Origin of the sequence: Vibrio sp. ER1A (assembly GCF_000733315.1) — a bacterium.
Taxonomy (GTDB): Bacteria; Pseudomonadota; Gammaproteobacteria; order Enterobacterales; family Vibrionaceae; genus Vibrio; species Vibrio mediterranei.
This window is the reverse complement of the sequence record NZ_JPJA01000086.1, coordinates 644140-662846: the sequence shown is the minus strand read 5'-3', so window position 1 is coordinate 662846 and position 18707 is coordinate 644140. Positions and strand designations below refer to the sequence as shown.

Annotated in this window: 17 protein-coding genes; 4 read left to right on the top strand and 13 right to left on the bottom strand. The window is 42.4% G+C overall.

Features of this window, described 5'->3' with window-relative positions; all coding sequences use genetic code 11:
- Positions 1-202: 202 nt before the first annotated feature.
- Positions 203-1108: an endonuclease/exonuclease/phosphatase family protein gene (locus HW45_RS10270; protein WP_051867992.1), complete on the top strand. Its 906-nt coding sequence runs from the start codon at positions 203-205 to the stop codon at positions 1106-1108.
- Between the two features lie 141 nt (positions 1109-1249).
- Here the strand turns inward: HW45_RS10270 and HW45_RS10265 are convergent, their stop codons facing one another.
- The 3 genes from HW45_RS10265 to HW45_RS10255 form a co-directional block, all read right to left on the bottom strand.
- The gene (locus HW45_RS10265) at positions 1250-1684 is read right to left on the bottom strand and encodes a YeeE/YedE family protein (RefSeq protein ID WP_038226823.1); all 435 of its coding nucleotides are present in this window, start codon (positions 1682-1684) and stop codon (positions 1250-1252) included.
- Between the two features lie 11 nt (positions 1685-1695).
- The gene (locus tag HW45_RS10260) at positions 1696-2112 is read right to left on the bottom strand and encodes a YeeE/YedE family protein (RefSeq protein ID WP_038226821.1); all 417 of its coding nucleotides are present in this window, start codon (positions 2110-2112) and stop codon (positions 1696-1698) included.
- An 89-nt stretch (positions 2113-2201) separates the two neighbouring features.
- Positions 2202-2540, bottom strand: a complete 339-nt coding sequence (locus HW45_RS10255) for an ArsR/SmtB family transcription factor (RefSeq protein ID WP_081875793.1) — start codon at positions 2538-2540, stop codon at positions 2202-2204.
- A gap of 161 nt (positions 2541-2701) precedes the next feature.
- On the opposite strand from HW45_RS10255, the gene HW45_RS10250 reads away from it, so the two are divergent.
- Positions 2702-4405, top strand: a complete 1704-nt coding sequence (locus HW45_RS10250) for an FAD-dependent oxidoreductase (protein ID WP_038226820.1) — start codon at positions 2702-2704, stop codon at positions 4403-4405.
- A gap of 73 nt (positions 4406-4478) precedes the next feature.
- Here HW45_RS10250 and HW45_RS10245 read toward each other — a convergent pair whose 3' ends face one another.
- From HW45_RS10245 to HW45_RS10220, 6 genes are all read right to left on the bottom strand, one after another.
- Positions 4479-4874, bottom strand: coding sequence for a cytochrome b562 (locus HW45_RS10245; RefSeq protein ID WP_006072776.1), 396 nt, complete (start codon positions 4872-4874; stop codon positions 4479-4481).
- A 118-nt stretch (positions 4875-4992) separates the two neighbouring features.
- Positions 4993-5736 (bottom strand): phosphatase, encoded by a 744-nt coding sequence (locus HW45_RS10240; RefSeq protein ID WP_038226819.1) that lies wholly within the window; start codon positions 5734-5736, stop codon positions 4993-4995.
- Positions 5737-5833: 97 nt separating this feature from the next.
- Positions 5834-6310 carry an RNA-binding S4 domain-containing protein gene (locus tag HW45_RS10235; RefSeq protein WP_038226816.1) on the bottom strand — a complete coding sequence of 159 codons (477 nt, stop codon included), beginning with the start codon at positions 6308-6310 and terminating at the stop codon, positions 5834-5836.
- A 104-nt stretch (positions 6311-6414) separates the two neighbouring features.
- Positions 6415-6903 (bottom strand): hypothetical protein, encoded by a 489-nt coding sequence (locus tag HW45_RS10230; RefSeq protein ID WP_051867989.1) that lies wholly within the window; start codon positions 6901-6903, stop codon positions 6415-6417.
- 9 nt (positions 6904-6912) lie between these two features.
- Positions 6913-9063: an LruC domain-containing protein gene (locus HW45_RS10225; protein WP_081875792.1), complete on the bottom strand. Its 2151-nt coding sequence runs from the start codon at positions 9061-9063 to the stop codon at positions 6913-6915.
- Positions 9064-9188: 125 nt separating this feature from the next.
- Positions 9189-10124, bottom strand: coding sequence for a DMT family transporter (locus HW45_RS10220; RefSeq protein WP_051867986.1), 936 nt, complete (start codon positions 10122-10124; stop codon positions 9189-9191).
- A gap of 112 nt (positions 10125-10236) precedes the next feature.
- Here HW45_RS10220 and HW45_RS10215 point away from each other — a divergent pair, with 112 nt between their 5' ends.
- Together HW45_RS10215 and HW45_RS10210 are read left to right on the top strand one after the other, a co-directional pair.
- Positions 10237-11136 carry a LysR substrate-binding domain-containing protein gene (locus tag HW45_RS10215; protein ID WP_038226814.1) on the top strand — a complete coding sequence of 300 codons (900 nt, stop codon included), beginning with the start codon at positions 10237-10239 and terminating at the stop codon, positions 11134-11136.
- Between the two features lie 349 nt (positions 11137-11485).
- Positions 11486-12685 (top strand): tyrosine-type recombinase/integrase, encoded by a 1200-nt coding sequence (locus HW45_RS10210; RefSeq protein WP_038226813.1) that lies wholly within the window; start codon positions 11486-11488, stop codon positions 12683-12685.
- 125 nt (positions 12686-12810) lie between these two features.
- Here the strand turns inward: HW45_RS10210 and HW45_RS10205 are convergent, their stop codons facing one another.
- The 4 genes from HW45_RS10205 to HW45_RS10190 all read right to left on the bottom strand — a co-directional run bounded on the left by HW45_RS10205 (position 12811) and on the right by HW45_RS10190 (position 18700).
- Complete coding sequence (locus tag HW45_RS10205; RefSeq protein WP_051867984.1) at positions 12811-13809, bottom strand: HNH endonuclease; 999 nt, start codon at positions 13807-13809, stop codon at positions 12811-12813.
- Positions 13809-14384 carry a class I SAM-dependent methyltransferase gene (locus HW45_RS10200; protein ID WP_038227726.1) on the bottom strand — a complete coding sequence of 192 codons (576 nt, stop codon included), beginning with the start codon at positions 14382-14384 and terminating at the stop codon, positions 13809-13811. Before HW45_RS10200 ends, HW45_RS10205 begins: the two co-directional genes overlap by 1 nt.
- Positions 14385-14479: 95 nt before the next feature.
- Positions 14480-17413 carry a type I restriction endonuclease subunit R gene (locus HW45_RS10195; RefSeq protein WP_038226811.1) on the bottom strand — a complete coding sequence of 978 codons (2934 nt, stop codon included), beginning with the start codon at positions 17411-17413 and terminating at the stop codon, positions 14480-14482.
- Between the two features lie 36 nt (positions 17414-17449).
- The gene (locus tag HW45_RS10190; protein WP_038226810.1) at positions 17450-18700 is read right to left on the bottom strand and encodes a restriction endonuclease subunit S; all 1251 of its coding nucleotides are present in this window, start codon (positions 18698-18700) and stop codon (positions 17450-17452) included.
- Between the last annotated feature and the right edge of the window lie 7 nt (positions 18701-18707).

The window sequence follows — 18707 nt, the reverse complement described above, 5'->3', positions numbered from 1 at the left end:
ATATTGTGGTGTATTTAACGAAAAGCACCAAATCAAAGTATTGATTCAGATCAATAAAAATTGGCTACTGAGCAAGAAGAATTCGATCTAGATGAAGTAGATCTCATATGAAAGAAAAACAAAATTTTTCACGAAATTTAACGCATTTTCGGTTGCAATTTTAGTAACGCTTGCGGCACATTGGCTGTGAGGGAATTTTAAAATGGCAAGCACGATGAAAAGAACATTAAGTTATTATAAGTGGTTATTTTCTTTAGTAATGGGAATATCACTTTTTCCTACATTTGTCTCTGCGACAACGCTGACCACATGGAATATTGAATGGTTAACGCTTAATCCCTCATCAAAATTCGAGGCCAGCCAAAGAGATAAGAACGACTTCCTAGCATTAGCACGACAATTTGAAGCACTTTCCCCTTCTGTGTTAGCGTTTCAAGAAGTAGATAGCCAGGAAGCCATCCGTAAAATAGTTGGCAACGATTACGACATTTATTTGTCGGATCGTGCACTGCCATCTAATAAACAACATCAATTCTCCGCGATTAACCAATACACTGGCTTCGCTGTGAAAAAGGGATTGTCCATTAAAGACGCAGCGGACTTCCCTCTTAGTACAGGTAGTAAATTAAGATTTGCTTCTGCAATCAAACTTAACGTGGACAACAAAACAATAAACCTGTTGTCAGTGCACTTAAAAGCCGGTTGCTCGGGAAAATTCGTCAATCAAAACTCATGTCATACTTTAAAAAAGCAAGGAAAAGTCATAAATAGTTGGCTAAAGCATGTCGAACAACAAAATGAGCTATACATTGTGTTAGGTGATTTCAATCACAACCTAGCCTATAACGGCGATTGGTTATGGAAGATAATTACCAATGATCTGGATACTGCGCCGCGCTTAACCTCTCAGCAAACTAAAGCTGCATGTAAAGTCAAATCTCGCAAAAATAACAGCAAAACACACCAATTTCGCTCTCTAATCGATCACATCATCGTCAGTCCAGAGTTAAGAACAACTCCTGCTGTTCAAAGTCTCATGCCAATCGAGGACGTGCTAAAGTACCAAATGAGTGATCACTGCCCTTTATCGATAGAGTTGTATGATTAACTAGAGATGACATTTCCAATTTTGATGTTTACAGTATTTTGGTTATTACTTTAACCCAACCTTCAAGAGTGCTCTTCTTGGTGGGCATAGCGCTGTAATGTCACTTTAGTTGAGGAGTAATCCAATAAATACGGTAAGCCACTACGCTGCTTGTTTTCCGTTTTCTTTCCTCGAGATATTATCGCCAATGAACATACCAACCAACATAGTGACAACAAAACCCAAGACGCTATAACTGCCGTTTGCCATCGATGCAATTGCGGGTCCCGGGCAGATACCTGCAATCCCCCAACCTAAGCCAAACAGAGCGGCACCGCTTAGTAGCTGACCATCAATTTTCTTGTTGTCAGACAAGCCGAATGAATCTGCACATACTGGCTCATTTCTCTTGCGGATGATTAGCCAATAGCTTGGTGCAAATACCAATAATGCTCCACCCATTACAAACGCCAAATCTGGTGACCAATGGCCAGTAACGTCCAGAAAAGCAATGACATTCTTTGGATCACTCATGCCTGAGATGATCATACCTGCGCCAAATAGCAAACCTGCAACAATGGATATCAACCTTTGCATATTCAGAACTCCTAAAGCACGTGTGTCATAACAAATGTGGTTATCATGGCCACCACCATAAAGGTTACAGTCGCCATTACTGATCGAACAGACAATCGACCCATTCCACAAATACCATGACCACTTGTACAGCCATTACCTAATTTAGTACCTATACCCACGAGTAAACCTGAGATAAGAACTAATGGCGTTGACACCACCATAGAAACAGGGCCTAACCCAAACCACTTTGCGGTGGCTACTCCGCCGACAACCATCCCCAATACGAACAATACACGCCAGCTTGTATCGCCAGCTCTTCCTTTATAGATCTTGCTCACTATGCCGCTAATACCTGCTACTTTGCCGTTGAACAATAACAAAATTGTCGCGGAAAGCCCTAGCATCATGCCGCCTAATAACGATGCCCACGGAATTGAAAACTCCATTGTTACCTCACTAAGAGTTAAATCTAAAAATAATGTAAGTGGCGAAACTTAACGAAAATTTCGCAAATTAAACCCACTCCAGAAAAGCCCTATCCATGGCAATATAAACTATGTAATTGGCTTATAAGCCCTGCAACTCTCTGATCTTTTAAAGAGTAATAGACATGTTGAGCTTCTTTTCTTATCTCTACTAACCCTGCTTTCTTTAATACAGACAGATGTTGAGAGAAAGCCGATTGGCTTAGGTTTGAGTTGGACTGAAGCTGGCCTGCGCCTTGTTCGCCATCAACAAGCTGGCATAAAACAAATAGTCTGTCAGGGTGTGATAATGTTTTGAGTACATCCGCTACATCGATGACTCGGTTTTTCATTTCCATTAAGTCCACAACGGTAGTCTCCACGATTCTATCATTTTGCATAGCGCGCATTATCTATCCAACTCATTACTTTAGTCAATACTTAATTAGCATTTTAATATTTAGTTAATTTTACATTAGACATTTCTAATTTTATTGATATAGTAACGACAAATGAACATTGAATGCGCGTTTAGGACATCGCACCTAAACGACACTGACAGAGGTAAAGTATGACTAAGATTTTAATCGTAGGCGGAGTTGCAGGTGGCGCATCTACAGCAGCAAGAGCGCGACGTTTGAGTGAAGAAGCCGAAATTATTATGTTTGAGCGCGGACCTTTCGTTTCATTCGCAAATTGTGGTCTTCCCTATCACATAGGTGGAGATATCACCGACCGTTCAAAGTTATTACTTCAAACTCCAGAGAGTTTCCTCGCTCGTTTTAATGTTGACGTTCGTGTTATGAACGAAGTCATTTCCATCGATAAACAGAACAAATTTGTTACTGTTCGCAATCTCGTTGATGGTAATGAATATTCTGAAAGTTATGACTTTCTATTGCTAAGTCCTGGCGCTGCTCCATTTGTACCGACCATACCTGGCATTGATAACCCATTGACTCATACCCTTCGCAATATCCCTGATATGGATCGAATCATAAAGACGATTCAAATGAATAAGCCTGAGCATGCGACAGTCGTTGGCGGTGGCTTTATCGGGCTAGAAATGATGGAGGCGTTCCAACAGCTAGGAATCAGTACCACCCTAATTGAAATGGCTGATCAGGTGATGACTCCCGTTGATAAAGAAATGGCAGGTTTTGCACATGCAGAGATTAAACAGAGAGGCGTTGATCTCAGGTTGAGTGCAGCACTTGAATCTGTTGAGTATATTCCAAATGAACATATTGCCGATCAAAATGCAGGAGAGTTAAACGAACATCAACATTTGCAAGGCAAGTTACGTTTAGCATTAAACAATGGCGATGCCTTAAACACTGATATGCTTATCATGTCTATTGGTGTCAGACCTGAAAATACCCTAGCCCAAAACGCAGGTCTCGAACTTGGTGCGTTTGGTGGTATCTCGGTCAACGAAAACCTACAAACCAGCGACCCATATATTTATGCAGTAGGCGATGCGGTAGAAGATCCTGATTTCGTTACAGGAAAACCTAGCTTCGTTCCGTTAGCTGGGCCTGCTAATCGTCAAGGTCGGATGGCTGCTGACAACATGCTAGGCCGTAAAGAGAGTTATCAAGGCACACAAGGTACTGCGATTGTTAAGATCTTCGATCTTGCTGTAGCGTCCGTGGGTAAAAACGAAAAGTTGCTGAAACGTGATAATGTTGCGTACGAGAAAGTATACGTACATACCGCTAGTCATGCAGGTTATTACCCAGGTTCGGAAATAGTTTCGTTAAAGCTATTGTTTAGCCCCGAAACTGGCAAAATCCTTGGTGCGCAAGCAGCAGGAAAAGACGGCATTGATAAACGAATCGATGTTTTGGCTGTGGCTCAACGTGCAGGAATGACCGTAGAGCAGCTACAACATCTTGAACTAACTTACGCTCCCCCTTATGGCAGCGCCAAAGATGTCATCAACCAAGCGGCCTTCGTTGCCAATAATATTTTGAAAGGTGATGCAACACCAATACATTTCGATGAAATAGATAATTTGAGCGACAACCAGTTGTTGCTGGATGTACGTAATCCGGGTGAGTTGGAAAACGTTGGTTTCATTGAAGGCGCAATCAATATACCGGTAGATCAGCTGCGCCAACGTATGGATGAGCTTCCAAAAGATAAAGAGATCATCATTTACTGCCAGGTCGGGTTACGTGGTAACGTTGCATATCGTCAATTAGTGAATAACGGCTATAAAGCGAAGAACTTGATTGGTGGTTATCGGACCTTTAAGTTTGCACAAGCATAGGGTTACTGAATTAAACTAAATCAAAAGGAGCACTCAAAGAGTGCTCATTTTTAATGTCCGAATTCGATATCAGTTAACCAAACAGACGCTTCCAAATGCTTGGATTACGCTTGTCATGGTACTCCAATCTCAAGCTGTCCACTTCACGTAATGATTGCTTGGCCGCTTCAAGGTCACCCTGATCCAGTTCCGCATTGACTTCACTTACCGCGCCTGACAGCTTTTTGAAACCTTCCAAATACAATTCTGTTTTCTCTGGTGGATAATCACCTTGCTTTGAGTCGGCAATTAGATTTTCCAAATCAAGTACTGGTTTGCGCATTTCGTCAATGGACTGAGCTTCTGCTGCTTGTTTAAATGCTAACTTCATGGCTTGCATGTTCTTCTTGAGATCCACCTCCTCTGCTAGAGCACTAGTAGAAAATAAAAGAACTGATGTAAGCAGGCTAGCCGTAGTTATTTTTATCATTATTATTCCTTTTGAAGATCAATTAGACCCCAGTTTCCTGAGGTCTGAATACCGAGTTTACTAAATCTCGTTACTACAACGTTAATGAAATTGTTTCTAAACGTTATTTACGCAAATCTTAGAGTTCGGCAAACTCTTCTATCGGTGCGCGTCCTCTCAGCTCTAGGAAATCCAAGAATTGACGAGCGTTGTAAGTAATAATCTTATCCGTCGGCATTTCAACCGTAGTCAGCAATTCACTGGTCAGTTCGAATAAACCAATGGTATCGCAAAAATGTGAGTCACTGCCTGTAGTGATGTACCCACCCGCGCGCTTTACTGCTCGAGCGATGTCATAGCAGCGATCCACACTTCCGACTCGGCTGTGCCCTCTCAGCGTTGAGTTATTGATCTCTATTGCGACATGATTGGCTGCCGCACAGTCCGCTACGCTTTGAAAATCAAAGTCAAAGTTCGGATTTCCCAAATGTCCAAGCGCATCCACATTGCCACTTTCAATTGTATTGATGAGCGCTCGAGTGTGGTCCTCCTTAGTAGAAGGTCTAAACACAGGCTCATGAAAGCTGCCAATAATCCAATCAAGTGCTTTGTATGACGTAGGATGTACATCAATGTCCCCATTCACATTAAGAATATTTGCCTCTACACCGCGAATAATAGCAACGTCAGATAGAAACCTTGGAATCACACGTTGGTTGGAGAAAAACCAAAAGTGAGGGGCACCTGGCATTGAATCAGCATGATCTGTAGTACACAGGACTTTTAATCCATGTTCTTTTGCCGCTTTAGCATTTTCAATAATGGTGCTGTAGGCATGCCCACTTGCATAAGTATGAGTATGCGTATCTACCTCAAATTTCATTGTTATCTCCTCTATTGCTATTAAGCCTCTATTATCAGCGGAAACTGTGGCACTTTAACGACAGCGAATATCGATTGCTCGCATAACGTAAATCGTCTTAGAAAAAATCGATACCGCCACGTCCGCTATTAGGGTCTTTTGATTTAGAGCGCGCTTTATTCGGCTCAGTAGATTTCTTTTTCTGTTTAGCCGATTGCTCTTTCGTCTTTTTTTGCTGCTTGTTCTGCTTTTTTTGTTTTGACGAAGGCGCTGCTACCTCTGGCTGTTTAGATTGCAGTTGTTTTCTTTCCTCAGTTTCAACAGGCGGTTTGTCACATACAACGACATAATATTCTTGGTTAAACTCAAAGAAGTCACCATCATACATTTTGCGTCGTTTTCGCGTTTCTAGCTCGCCATTCACCGCTACATAGCCTTCCGCTATAAAGTGCTTAGCTTCACCGCCGCCTCCAACAAGGTTTGCTACCTTAAATAGTTTGTATAGCTCGATTGGATGGCTTGAAACTTCGATACCAATAGCTTCAATCTCAATGGCATCATCGTCATAGTGTTCGTCGTTGTATTCTTGGCTCATAATGTGATTTGAATCTAATATTTTCTCGCATTGTACTGTGTTGTTGACTAGCAAGCCATTAAAAAGCCCCGTAAAACGGGGCAATTCTTATTTTCCTCTTTTTGTTACCAAGCGAGGTTGCTACTACTCGCTGACACCAGTTTCTGAGCAGGTGGGTTGCCATCATACGTCCAGATTTCTACCAAGAACGCATCGACATGTTCTGCCGCTGAAAAATCGATTTGTGCACTCCCATTATCCAGTGACGTAGAAGCGATTTTACTGTCGTACACTGGAGTGAGTACACCAGAGCCGTCGTCCTCATATTCTGTATATACCGAGGCAAATGCTCTACCAGTTACATCATTACTCGCGTCAATGTCCAATGAATAATCTTCGATCGGCTTATAGTCTAATGTGTCTGGTATAGACAGGTCATCCATTGTTCTTGTTACAGAAACTGTAACCGGAGGTGGTGCGGGAGCAGGCTCAGGGGCTGCCTCGGTAGTATTCCCCGTAGAGCCTCCACCTGAAGAGTCACCGCCACCACCACCGCCTCCACAGGCAGTGAGTGTTCCGAAGGCAATAAGTAAAGCTATATATTTGGTATTCATAATCTTCTCCTAAGGAACGTAACATTTACCGGGGGTAGCATATTGCGATTCAAACCAGTTTTGAGCACTCTCTCCGGATGACTCTGCGTAGGTCGCAAATTGAGGATACGCAACAACTAAATCGATATACTCCAGTGGCCACTCCCACTCATCATTGATTAACAGCGCCCAAGGTAGATTCTCTGCTGTCTTAAAGTACACACCAGTGTTTGAATTGCTAACATCAACGCCTAACCCAGCGAACATATCTGCATCAAATTGTTCAGTTGGTTCGTAGTTAGGTAGGTGAACCTCCCATTTACGTCCTGGTTCAGTATACCCATCTCCATGATACGTATTGTCTGTTGCGAAGATGAAAGGGTCATACGGCATAGCCATTAGCCCCGTTGTAGTGCCGCTATTGTAGTTAACGTGAACAGTAAAGTTGAGTTGTACATCTTCTTGCTCAGCACATGAAGACAAGGTCCTATGGAAATCACAACCATCAACTTTAAATGTTGACGTATCGTTTGTGATGACAATAATCGCTTCATTAGAAATCAGCTCTAATCCACTTGAAGCTAATGTCTCTCCGTTTTGAATTTGACGAGTGGTCGCGCTATCAATATCGTCACGGTTGACACCTTTAAGTCGGATAGCAAAGCCATTATGGTAAGATGCACCCACTGCCCCTAAGTAACCATCGATTTTGGATTTAACTACTTGGTCATTTTTAAGAATCTCCGTGACGCGGTAACGAACAACAACATCGTTCATGTCATAATCGGCGGTATAAGGCCAGTTATCTTCAAAGGCAACGGTGGCATAACCGGTAGCATTTGGATAATAGCGAACTGTGATGCCATCTCCGGTAACCGTGAGAGCATGATCCTCTATTTCACCACTCGTTGAACCACCAAAGTAATTTAGCCCTGTTTGTTGGCTAAAGCGGAAACGACTCCAAGTCGTACCCACCGTTGCATTAATATCAGCAGTAAAGACTAGATCGTTGTTTCCCGCAGACAGCGATTCATCGGTGAAAACCTGCTCCCCAGCATCCGCAAAGTCACCATCTTGGTTCCAATCTATCCATGCAGACAGATATCCAGAGGTGGAAGCATTAACCCTAACAATACTGTCGAGTCCTGGTTCAACCGCAGTGACAAATCCCACACCGTTTTCATCATCAGTGCCTATTTCATCATCCGCTAAATTGTTGTAACGTCCATCTTGTTCACCATCTGGTTCCCCACTTCCTAACCATGTACTACCGTCGAGCTCATGTCGTGGGCCATTGTCAGCAAGCTTTGTTGAGTAACTTTCCGGAGCATCACCAAAATCAATGTTAGAGTCTTCATCTATCACTGGTGCGTTCGCACATCGAGCGCCATCGTTTTGGTTCGAATTTGGACCATCGGCAAATTTGACAGCCGGAACTATGCCCGCAGCTATGTTTGCGGCATTACCTGGTGAAAGGTCAATGCGATAGATCTGACCATCTTGATTTCTCGACACATAATAATAGCCATCTACATCGAAGTACCCTGCACCAAACGTACCCGTTTCGCCAGTATCACCAATATAAGTTTCCTGACCTGTGCTAGCGTTAAACGAATATAAAGCACCCGAGCCGTTATCTACGCCATATAGCTTACCGTCGCTTGGATGGAAGGCGAAGTCAGTGAGACTTACTACCGCACGCGTCGTCACTCGATTAACCGGTAAAACCGCACTACTATCACTCGCAAGCGGTGAAATATCGATAGTAAAAAGTCCTTTTCCTTTTCTATATAGGTAATAAACACTTTCATAGACATCACCAACATAAAAAGTATGGTCAGTTGGTAAACCCGATGTATTTACTACTTCTGCCTGGAAGTCGCTCCCTAAACGAACGATCCGCTTATTGCTAGTGTCATAGCCATAGATATAACGGTTATCAAAGTCAAAGCCCACACCATTAATGTTCACATTCATACCAGTATCGCTTTGCAATAGACTAGTCGAACCCGTGACAAGGTTTACACCATAGACTTGAACTGGATTTGATTGAAAAAGATAGGCTTTGCTTGGACACGTATCAAACGGCGCAGCATTGCTGGTCGCACTGAATAAAGCTCCACTTAGAGCCAAGGATGCCATCAGTCGTTTTGAGCCTTGTGGTAACATCTGTTTTTTCATCTGCTGTTCCCTGCTTATGAATGACTAATCAGATTTCTACAAAACTCATGCCATATATTTAATACCAATATTTCAGGTAGTTAAGGTTACTATTGAATCTATTTTCAATCTGCAATTCAATTTGGCTAACCTGCGAAGGAAGACTTTTCTTTATGAGAAATAATGACCTTTTGGGGCGGAAGCACCGTTGTTATAACACTGGTCATAACAATGAGCATTAAACCTAGTAACTGCGTGTAACTGAAATCAACATCAAACGCAAGGAATTGCCATAAGGCTGTGAAAGCCAGGTTGCTATAGATTAAAGGTGCTAATTGGGAATTGCTATCAGCCGTTGAATAGGCTTTGTGTCGCGAAACCTGCGTGTTGATAATCAGTAGTGCCATAATCGCCAAAGCCAAAAGTACCCCAGTATTTACAGCATTGTCGTTGAAAATACTTTGAGGAGAAGGCCAATGAGAAAACATCACCATCGGTAGTAGAATTAAACTAGCAATACCAAATGTCCACGCATTGGTCTCCAAACCTGACATTTCCGTTTTTGACGCTTTATAAAGGCTCAACTGAGAACCAGCATTAAAGAAACCCGCCAAAAGACCGACCAAGAGTTCAGGCTTGATAACAAACCCACTACCATTATTGGCCAACATTACCACTCCGATAAACGTCATCAACAGCGCTACGATTGTTGAACGATGAAGTTTAATATTGAAGATTACCTTTTCCAAAACTGCGATAAAAATAGGGCCAGTTCCAAATAGAACCACACTTTCTACCAAAGAGAGCTTGTTCAATGCATAGATAAAGCACAATTGGCACGCCCCAATACACAGTGCTCTTACAACGAGTAATTTGGCCATGGCAACATTAGGCCTCCTTATCTTAGTGAAAATCAGTATCGAAAATATGAGAAATGCCGGAAGCGCAAATCGTAAGAACGCCAATGTGGTCACATCGAAACTTTCAGACAGATACTTAGTTAGTAATCCAGTGACAGATAAGCTAAGTGTCGACGATAGCATATAGAAAATGGGAGTATGGGTTAGTGTAGTTTTTGCCATGTATTATGCTCACGAAATGTGTCTTTGGGGCTAGATTATAGTGATCGCGATCACTGAAAAATACTGAGTAATTATTAATGATTATGTAAGTTTTACTTACATAGAGTGATAAATGAATAAATACGTTGCACTGAAGTCCATTTATACATTCGTAGCCGTAGCAGAAACAGGTAGCATGTCCGAAGCGGCACAAAAGCTATTCGTAAGCCACTCAGCTGTGAGTCAGTCAATTAAATCCCTAGAAGCGCAACTCGATACTAAGCTGTTTCATCGAATAGGTCGGCGCATAGAGTTAAATCAACAAGGCCGCCTTTACTACAAAAAAGTTGCGCCTGCTCTAGAGAAAATTGTTGAAGCTAATGAAGTATTGCTTAACAAAACAGTGACAAATAGGCTTACTGTTAATATGGTTAATTCATTAGCTCTTCACTGGTGGATCCCTAGAGTAACCAATCTCCAACATTATGCTCCAAATCTGGATATCCGTATTTCGAATTTAATTGGCAGTTTTAACCTTGAGCGAGAAGGCGTCGATGTCGCCTTGATTCACGGAAAAACAGACGAATGGCAAGATTACTATTGTGAAAAGCTGGGTGACGATGAACTGGTGTTGGTGTGCAGCCCTAACCTACTCGATCAACATACAGTTATATCACTCGACGCTGTGCTGGTGGATTATCCTAGTATTTTGGTCACCAACGATAGAAGGAAACACGATTGGGATACATGGTGTAAAACCAATGCTTTAACACTCCCTAGATACCATAATCACCTGATTTTTAATGCTTCTGTACAGGCTATTCATGCCGCAATCAGAGGCTTAGGCATACTTGTCACTCACCGTTTGTTTATTAAAGATGAAGTGGAACAAGGACTGCTGGTAGAGCTTGGTTCCCCCACGCCAAATCCGTATCAAGCGTTCTATTTTGCGTGTTCTCCAAAGAGCTTGAAATACGAAAGTGTTATTACCCTCAGGCGATGGCTACGTACCGAGTTCGGCAAAAAAGAGTAGACAATAAAGGCGTTTTCTCCACCTACTATTCAAGAACATCACGACAAAAACTTCGCTCACCACTTGAATGCAGGGCTTTACTATCTCGTTGAACCTCCTACAATGTGCACAAATTTCAAAATATAGGTTTTCACTCATGTCTATCCAATGGTTTCCAGGCCACATACATTGAATTCCAACAACATCTAAAACCATCCACTTAATCAATACAATTCAAAGGCTTAACTAAAAACCACAGTCTTAGCACGTCCTATTAAAGCTCACCACTTCTTACTTTTTTTGTACCCCACAATGTACCCCATCACTTTAAACTACTGTATACTCCCCCAAAATTTTTTGAGGGTTTCACATGCCGAAACAGACCGTCAGACTGTCTGACAAAGAAATCAAGAATGCTGAGGTTAGAGGTAAGGAGTATATTCTTGCTGATGGGAATGGGCTCAATATTCGCATCCGTCCAAATGGCACAAAATCATGGCAGTTTAGGTACAGTGACCCTGTAACCAAGACAGTTAAGAAGCTATCTCTTGGTTCTTATCCATCTCTAAAACTAACAGATGCCAGAAAAATCTCTCAAGAACACCGTAATCTCATCGCCAATGGAATCGACCCCAAAGGACATATTGAGAAACTCAAACTAGAGGCCATTCGTCAAGAAACCAATACCTTTTTCGCAGTAGCTGAAGAGTGGTTTCGAAGAAAGAAAAAAACCGTCAGCACTAATCATGCAGAACGTATCTGGAGGACATTAGAGCTATACGCCTTTCCCCACTTTGGTAGAACTCCAATTGCTTCCATCACTCGCTTGAGCGCAGTACAAGCTTTACGCCCACTTGAGGACGACCAAAAGCTATCGACTATTAAGCGAATTTGCCAATCCCTTAACCAAATTATGGAGTACGGCGTTGATAGCGGCATTATCATCGCTAACCCACTGACTCGCATGATTAACGCATTTGAAAAGCATGAAGTAGAGCACATGCCGACGATAAGACCTGAGTTACTGAATAGATTATTAAAGCAACTACAAGATAACGCCAACATTCGCCACAAAACTAAACTGTTGATTCTTTGGCAGCTTCACACAATGACCCGACCAAAAGAAGCCGCTCGGGCACGTTGGAGTGACATAGATCTGAACCAAAAGTGCTGGACTATCCCACCAGCAGAAATGAAGCGTAGAAAAGAACATAGAGTGCCACTAACAGAGGCAGCAATTGAGATTTTATCGCAGATGCGATTGCAGAGTGAAGAGCATGAATACGTGTTCCCAAGTGAGCGTAACCCTACAAGCCACGTAAGCGTTTATACAGCTAATGCTGCTCTAAAGCGAAGCCTTGGCTTCAAAGATGAACTTGTTGCTCACGGTTTACGATCTATTGCCTCTACGGCTTTACACGAACAAGGCTTCGACACTTTGCATATCGAAGCCTGTTTGTCCCACTCAGATCAAAACGAAACCAGAGCAAGCTACAACCGTTCTGATTTCTTTGAACAAAGGAAAGAGATTATGAATTGGTGGAGTGATTTTATCTTAGCAGCAAACTAACATTATTTAGTAAGCAATGGTTCAGGTGGCGTCTGCCAATCAACTATTCCAGCTTCCATCATACCTTTCAACGCCTGATCCAACCACAGGCGTTACTTTACTGAGACAACTGTAATCGACTTTTATCATTTGTTATTCAATACAGTAATCAATCTTCTATAGAAAGGATCACTTGCCGGATTATAGGAGTCTGAACCACCCCAGTAGTAGTTACCAAGCACCGTTTTCACATTGTCATAATGACGGCGCAAATTAATCGAGCGTCTCTTAGGGGTTGTGCCTAGTGAAACCTGAATTTGTGCTTTCCAAGGATGGTTACTACCCATTATGTTCTCATTTCGTGCAATTAGCTTAGTAATGAAATGCTCGCCAACAAGGCGGTCTGATTTCAACAGATTACAATCACCGTGCGCTAACACCAAGTTCCAGATCTCGTCATGATTTAGTACTTGTCTAGGAAGCACATGATCAACATGAATATCCCCGTCCATTTTTTCACCACAGTAAAAACAAGTATTACCCTGATAACCCGATAAAAATGGGATGTTGTTTGTCAACGCTTTACGTTCGTAACCGTCTTTAAGGTAGATTTCTCGAATATCATTCGCTAATTCGAAATCTGTCTGATTGATGCTGAACGCTCCTTCTAATAGACCCCACCTAGCATCAATTTCTTCACCTAAGGTATCCAATTGACTATTGTTCAATCCCAACAACGAATCTTTGAGAATCAACTTCTTCCCCATTTCAATTTCATAGAAGTGATTGGCAACAATACTTTTATCCGTTCCAATAGTTTGAAAACGTGGGACGACATCATCAAATGCAGTATCCCCTACTTTTTGTATTGCCTCAGAACGTTTAAGGACACCCAATTGATGATCCTTAACAATGCGCTCCATCTTGGTCATACGATTAGGGTTCCCTTGCTGGGGCATTGGATTGTTCGTTAGACGCAACATATAAAAGTCAAAGTACAGTTCTGACAACTGCCCCCACTCGATCTCACTTTGCTGATGTCTTGAAGCAGTAAGAAGAGTCTGAGCAAGACCCATTTTATAAGTAGCAGCATTTAGACCAAATAATACGATGCCTTTAAAAAAATCTTCGTCGGTAAAGTTCACTATACGTCCTTGATCAAAATTGCATTGAGCCATTTCTCATCTTCACGTCCCTCGCGCAAATCATATGTCTGCCACGTTTTATGTGTACGTAAAGTAGTACTCGATAGCACGTTATCCAAAAGGGACTCATTCAAGTTAGTAAATAGTCGTCCCTTACGTTCAACCTCAGTTTCGCCATATTTGAAAGAGCAATAAAACACGCCTCCTAAGGCAAGATGTTTTGACAGATTAACAAAAACATCCTCCAGCTCGTTATACGGGACATGAAGAAGAGAAGCGCACGCCCAAATAGCATCAAACTGTTTGTCAGATTTAAAATTCTGAAAAGTAGTGACCTCTACGGGTTGACGAATTGTGGCTTCAGCCAACTTTGCTAGTTCTTCACTGGCATCAATAGGATGGACATTAAAGCCTAATTCCTTAAAAGCTCTAGAATCACGCCCAGAGCCACAACCTGCATCTAAAATAGCGCTTCCGGATTGCAGTAAGGTAATAAACTCCCGATAGAGAGTTTCCATGTCAACATTAATCGTTGCGTTAAAAAACTCTTCGGCATTTTGGTTGTAGTAACTCATACAAGATAATGACCTTTCGATAAATCTTCGTTATAGACGCTAGTTAACAACTGGTTTATTAACAGACGAACCCTATTTAGAATCGGTGTTGTCGCCTAATGAAAGCCCCTAATAAAGGTTTCAGTAAACGCCTTTAGTCGCTCAGATATCCTTGGCAAGATTGTGCGGCGTGTTCTAAAAGTCATCTTCTCAGTTGTGAGCTGGGCGATATCATCCGACTTCAAGCTGTCTACACTCATACCGTTCTCGATGTTCGTCACCATTTCGCTGAACCTATCGGTGTCTAGCTTCTCTTCTTCTGCTATCTGGCTTAGTTCTTTTTGCTTTTGCTCTTCTATGTACTCATCAAATTCAGCACCTTGTACCAAGCCTTGCATACTCTTCTCGATAAAATCTTCAATGAGAGAACGCTTGCTATACAAAGTCGGTTCTGTCGCCAGCAAGTTAGCAATAACTTGGCGTTTTTTCTCTTTCGCTTCATCACAAGACTCTTCGAACATTGTCATTAGCAGATGACGAATGTAGCCAACATTAACTTCATCTCTTTGAAGTAACTCTAGCTCAAAATCAATGTCTGCTATGATAGACTCTTTATCAGCAGGCCCTTTCTTGAATTCACGGGCTAAGTCGCTGTATTTAGAGGCGTAGTCAACGAATTCTTGCTCAGATATGCCAAGGGCTTCAATGTCGAAGTCACTAAAAGTCTCTAGCTGGTTCTTTAAACGCATCAAGATGCGGAACTGCTTAATAAAACCTGCTTGCATGTCCTCGTCAGGCAAGTCATCGACACTTTGCACATCGGGAGCAATCGATTTTAACGCTTCAAGCGCTTTAGCAAAGTCTTCAGTCAGCCCATTAAGATCTGGTACTTCAATAAACTCGATTGGCTGCTTGTTTGAGAACAGCGTAAACGCCTCATCCGCTTGTGGTTTGAGGTTGCGGTAACACATGACATTACCATGTGACTTCACCGTGCCATTTAGGCGGTTAGTACGGGAGAAGGCTTGCACCAAGCCGTGGTACCTAAGGTTTTTATCGACATAGATGGTGTTCAAACCGGGAGCGTCAAACCCCGTGAGGAACATATTAACTACGAGCAAGATATCCACTTCACCGTTCTTGGTGCGGTTCGATAGATCCTTGTAGTAGCTGTAGAAACTGTCTGTATCTTGGGTTGAGTAGCTTGTACCAAACTGTTGGTTGTAGTCTTCGATGTAAGCATCTAGCTTGTCTCGGCTATGCACTTTGGCATTGGCTTCCGCTAAGCCTTTAACGTTGACTTCGCCTTCGAACTCTTCTTCCTCATTTACACCGTAACTGAAAATGGTGCCGATATTGAGCTTATGCTTACCCTCTTCTTTAAGGGCTTTGAAGGTGTCGTAGTAGGTGATGAGGTCAGGCACACTTGCCACACACAGCATGGCGTTAAACTTACGTTTGGTCTTATGACTGTGGATACCAATGATGTGCTCACATACTTGTTTAATACGTTTTGGAGAGCTAAAGAACTCGGCGACATCGATACTACTCACGTCGACATCCATGCCATCGTTTTTATGTTTCAGCTTGCCGTAATACTCAATAGCAAATGGAAGCACGTTGTCATCTTTGATTGCATCAACAATCACATAGCTATGAAGACGTTCACCAAATAGATCCTTTGTGGTTCGCTTCTGAGTCCCTTTACCTTCCACTTTTTTAGTGGTCGCATTGTCAGCAAATATAGGCGTTCCTGTAAAACCAAACAGTTGTGCTTTCTCGAAGAAGTCGACGATGTTTTGGTGCGTTTCGCCAAATTGGCTGCGATGGCATTCATCAAAGATAAAGACAACACGTTCTTGGCGTAAGTGTTCAACCTGCCCCTTGAAACGAGGTTTAGTGATCAGGTTATTAAGTTTTTGGATCGTCGTAATGGTCAGCTTGTTGATGCGATTAACTTTATTACTGTAGATAGGCGCATACTCAGCAACTTGTGGCAGTTCTTCACCATCGTTGGCACTACTATCTTTGGTGTTTAGCGCTTTCTTTGGTATAGGTCGTGAACCGAGGAACTGATTCAGAAGGCTTTTAGTGTCACCTGTGCTGTCGACACTGCCTCTTAAAAACGCATCAAACTCTTTTGCGGTTTGGTAATCGAGATCTTTGCGGTCGACCACAAATACCACTCTATCCACATCTTCAAGCGTAGAGAGGATCTGGGCGGTTTTGAAGCTAGTCAGCGTCTTACCACTGCCTGTGGTGTGCCAAATGTAACCGTGGTTATTGTTGGTCTTAACCTGATTAACGATCGCTTCTACCGCATAGAATTGGTAGGGGCGTAGCACCATCAAAAACTTACCTGACTCGTTCTGTACGATGTAGCGGCTCAACATCTTAGTCAGGTGAGATTGATTTAAGAAAGCATCGGCAAACTGAGGCAGTGCATTAATCTTGTTGTTTTCAACATCCGTCCAATGGAAAGTCTGCTTGAATGAAAGATCACGGTTATTAGAGAAGTATTTGGTGTTAACGCCATTAGAGATAACAAACAACTGTACGTAGTTGAACAGCCCGCCTTGCGCACCATAGGTATGTTTGTCGTAACGCTTAATCTGGTTGAATGCTTCCGCCAGCTCAATGCCTCGGCGTTTGAGTTCAATTTGAATCAGCGGTAAGCCATTCACCAAGATGGTGACGTCGTAGCGGTTCTCGTACGTGCCTTGAATGGTGATTTGGTTGGTCACTTGGAAGTGGTTCTTGCTGGCATCATCAAATAACAGAGTCAGGTAATCGGTGGTGCCGTCTTCACGAGTGACATCCACCTTGCCTTTCAAGCGCTTGGATTTATCGAAGATGCTGCCTTTTTCAAGCTTGATGAGCACACTTTCAAACTCACGCTCGGTTAGCGTTACGCCGTTAACTTTCTCAAGCTGAACTTTGAGGTTCGCCTTTAACGCCTCAGCATTACCAATATCGGCAGGTTTGAAATCGGCAGCGACAAGCTGATCGATTAGCTCTTTTTCAAGTTGTGCTTCTGATTGTGTGCTCATAATTCTTCTATTTATAAATCCAACTGACGATTCCAACTACACGAACATTTGTTGCAATAACCCTTTCTTCCACTCTTTGGCTTTTTCAAGCTCTGAGTTGGCTAGATCGATCTTCTGGTCGATGGCTGAGAGGAAGTTGGCTATCTTGGTTTGTTCATCAATATTAGGCAAATTTACAGCCAGCTTTTTGATGATTTGCCCCGATAAGTTACCTTGCCCACCTTGTAGGTACTTCCTTATAATTTGTCCTTTAAAGTGCTGAAGGACAAAACACAAATATTGTTTGTTTTGGCTAGTCCGAATGCATAGTACTGCTTGGTTTATAGCTCCTTCTAATTTTGAAATTGCCACTTGACCAGATGTTGCTCCATACAAGGCATATAGTAAATCACCTACTTCCACCATTTTTGCAGAAGAAGAGTCAAACCCACTCTGTGTAATCGACTGCGATACCTTAGAATCATTTAGATTTCCTGAACCAATGAAGGGTATAGGTCCACCGTAAAATGCTTTGTTAGTGCTTGATGGGGTTCCTCCAGAAAACATCTTACAAACATCACCCAACTTCTTCTCTTCCCAATCTGGAAACTCGCTACCGTCATCCGCTTTAAAGCGCAGTGTCGGTGGGATAAAGGCTAGCTGTCCATCTTTCTCTTGCCACTTACCACTGAACAACTGCTGCATCACACCTTTTTTGTATGCGGTGAGCGTGCCTTTCTTCTCTGTTAGTAGAGCGATCTTCTCATCGACCTTTGATAAAAAAGAGGCGATTTTTTGTTGTTCTGGGAGTAACGGATACACCGCCGAATACTTATTCAGCTCTCCGATTGATATTTCTTTTAGCGCTGAGCCATTCTTTAGCTGATCAAAGCGCTGTGCAGACTTAGGTGTGTTAAGAACTTGTTCAACAAACTGGGAGCTAAATTTTTGTTGATTAGGCGATATTCGAGCAATGCCTCTAGTTAGGTTGCAGCCTACTAGCTCCTCTGGTACAGCTCGCGTTAAGCCAATAACCCCTCTTAATGCGACCATCAGCTCACCACTTTCAAGGATGGTCTTTTTGTACGACAGACTAATTGACTCAGAGGTTTTTATGAATGTCTCTCTGTCTAAAGAACCAGAGGTGAGATCAACAACCCTTACACATGGAACAGTAAGGTCTTTATCTCCTGTTTGAACAACGCCATAAGAAATGTTCTTAGTGGATACTTGTTTAAGAGTGAACTTCTGCCATTCACCATCAAACTCACCAAACCTCAGCTTAGGCACATTAATTTCTTCTGTCATAACATAC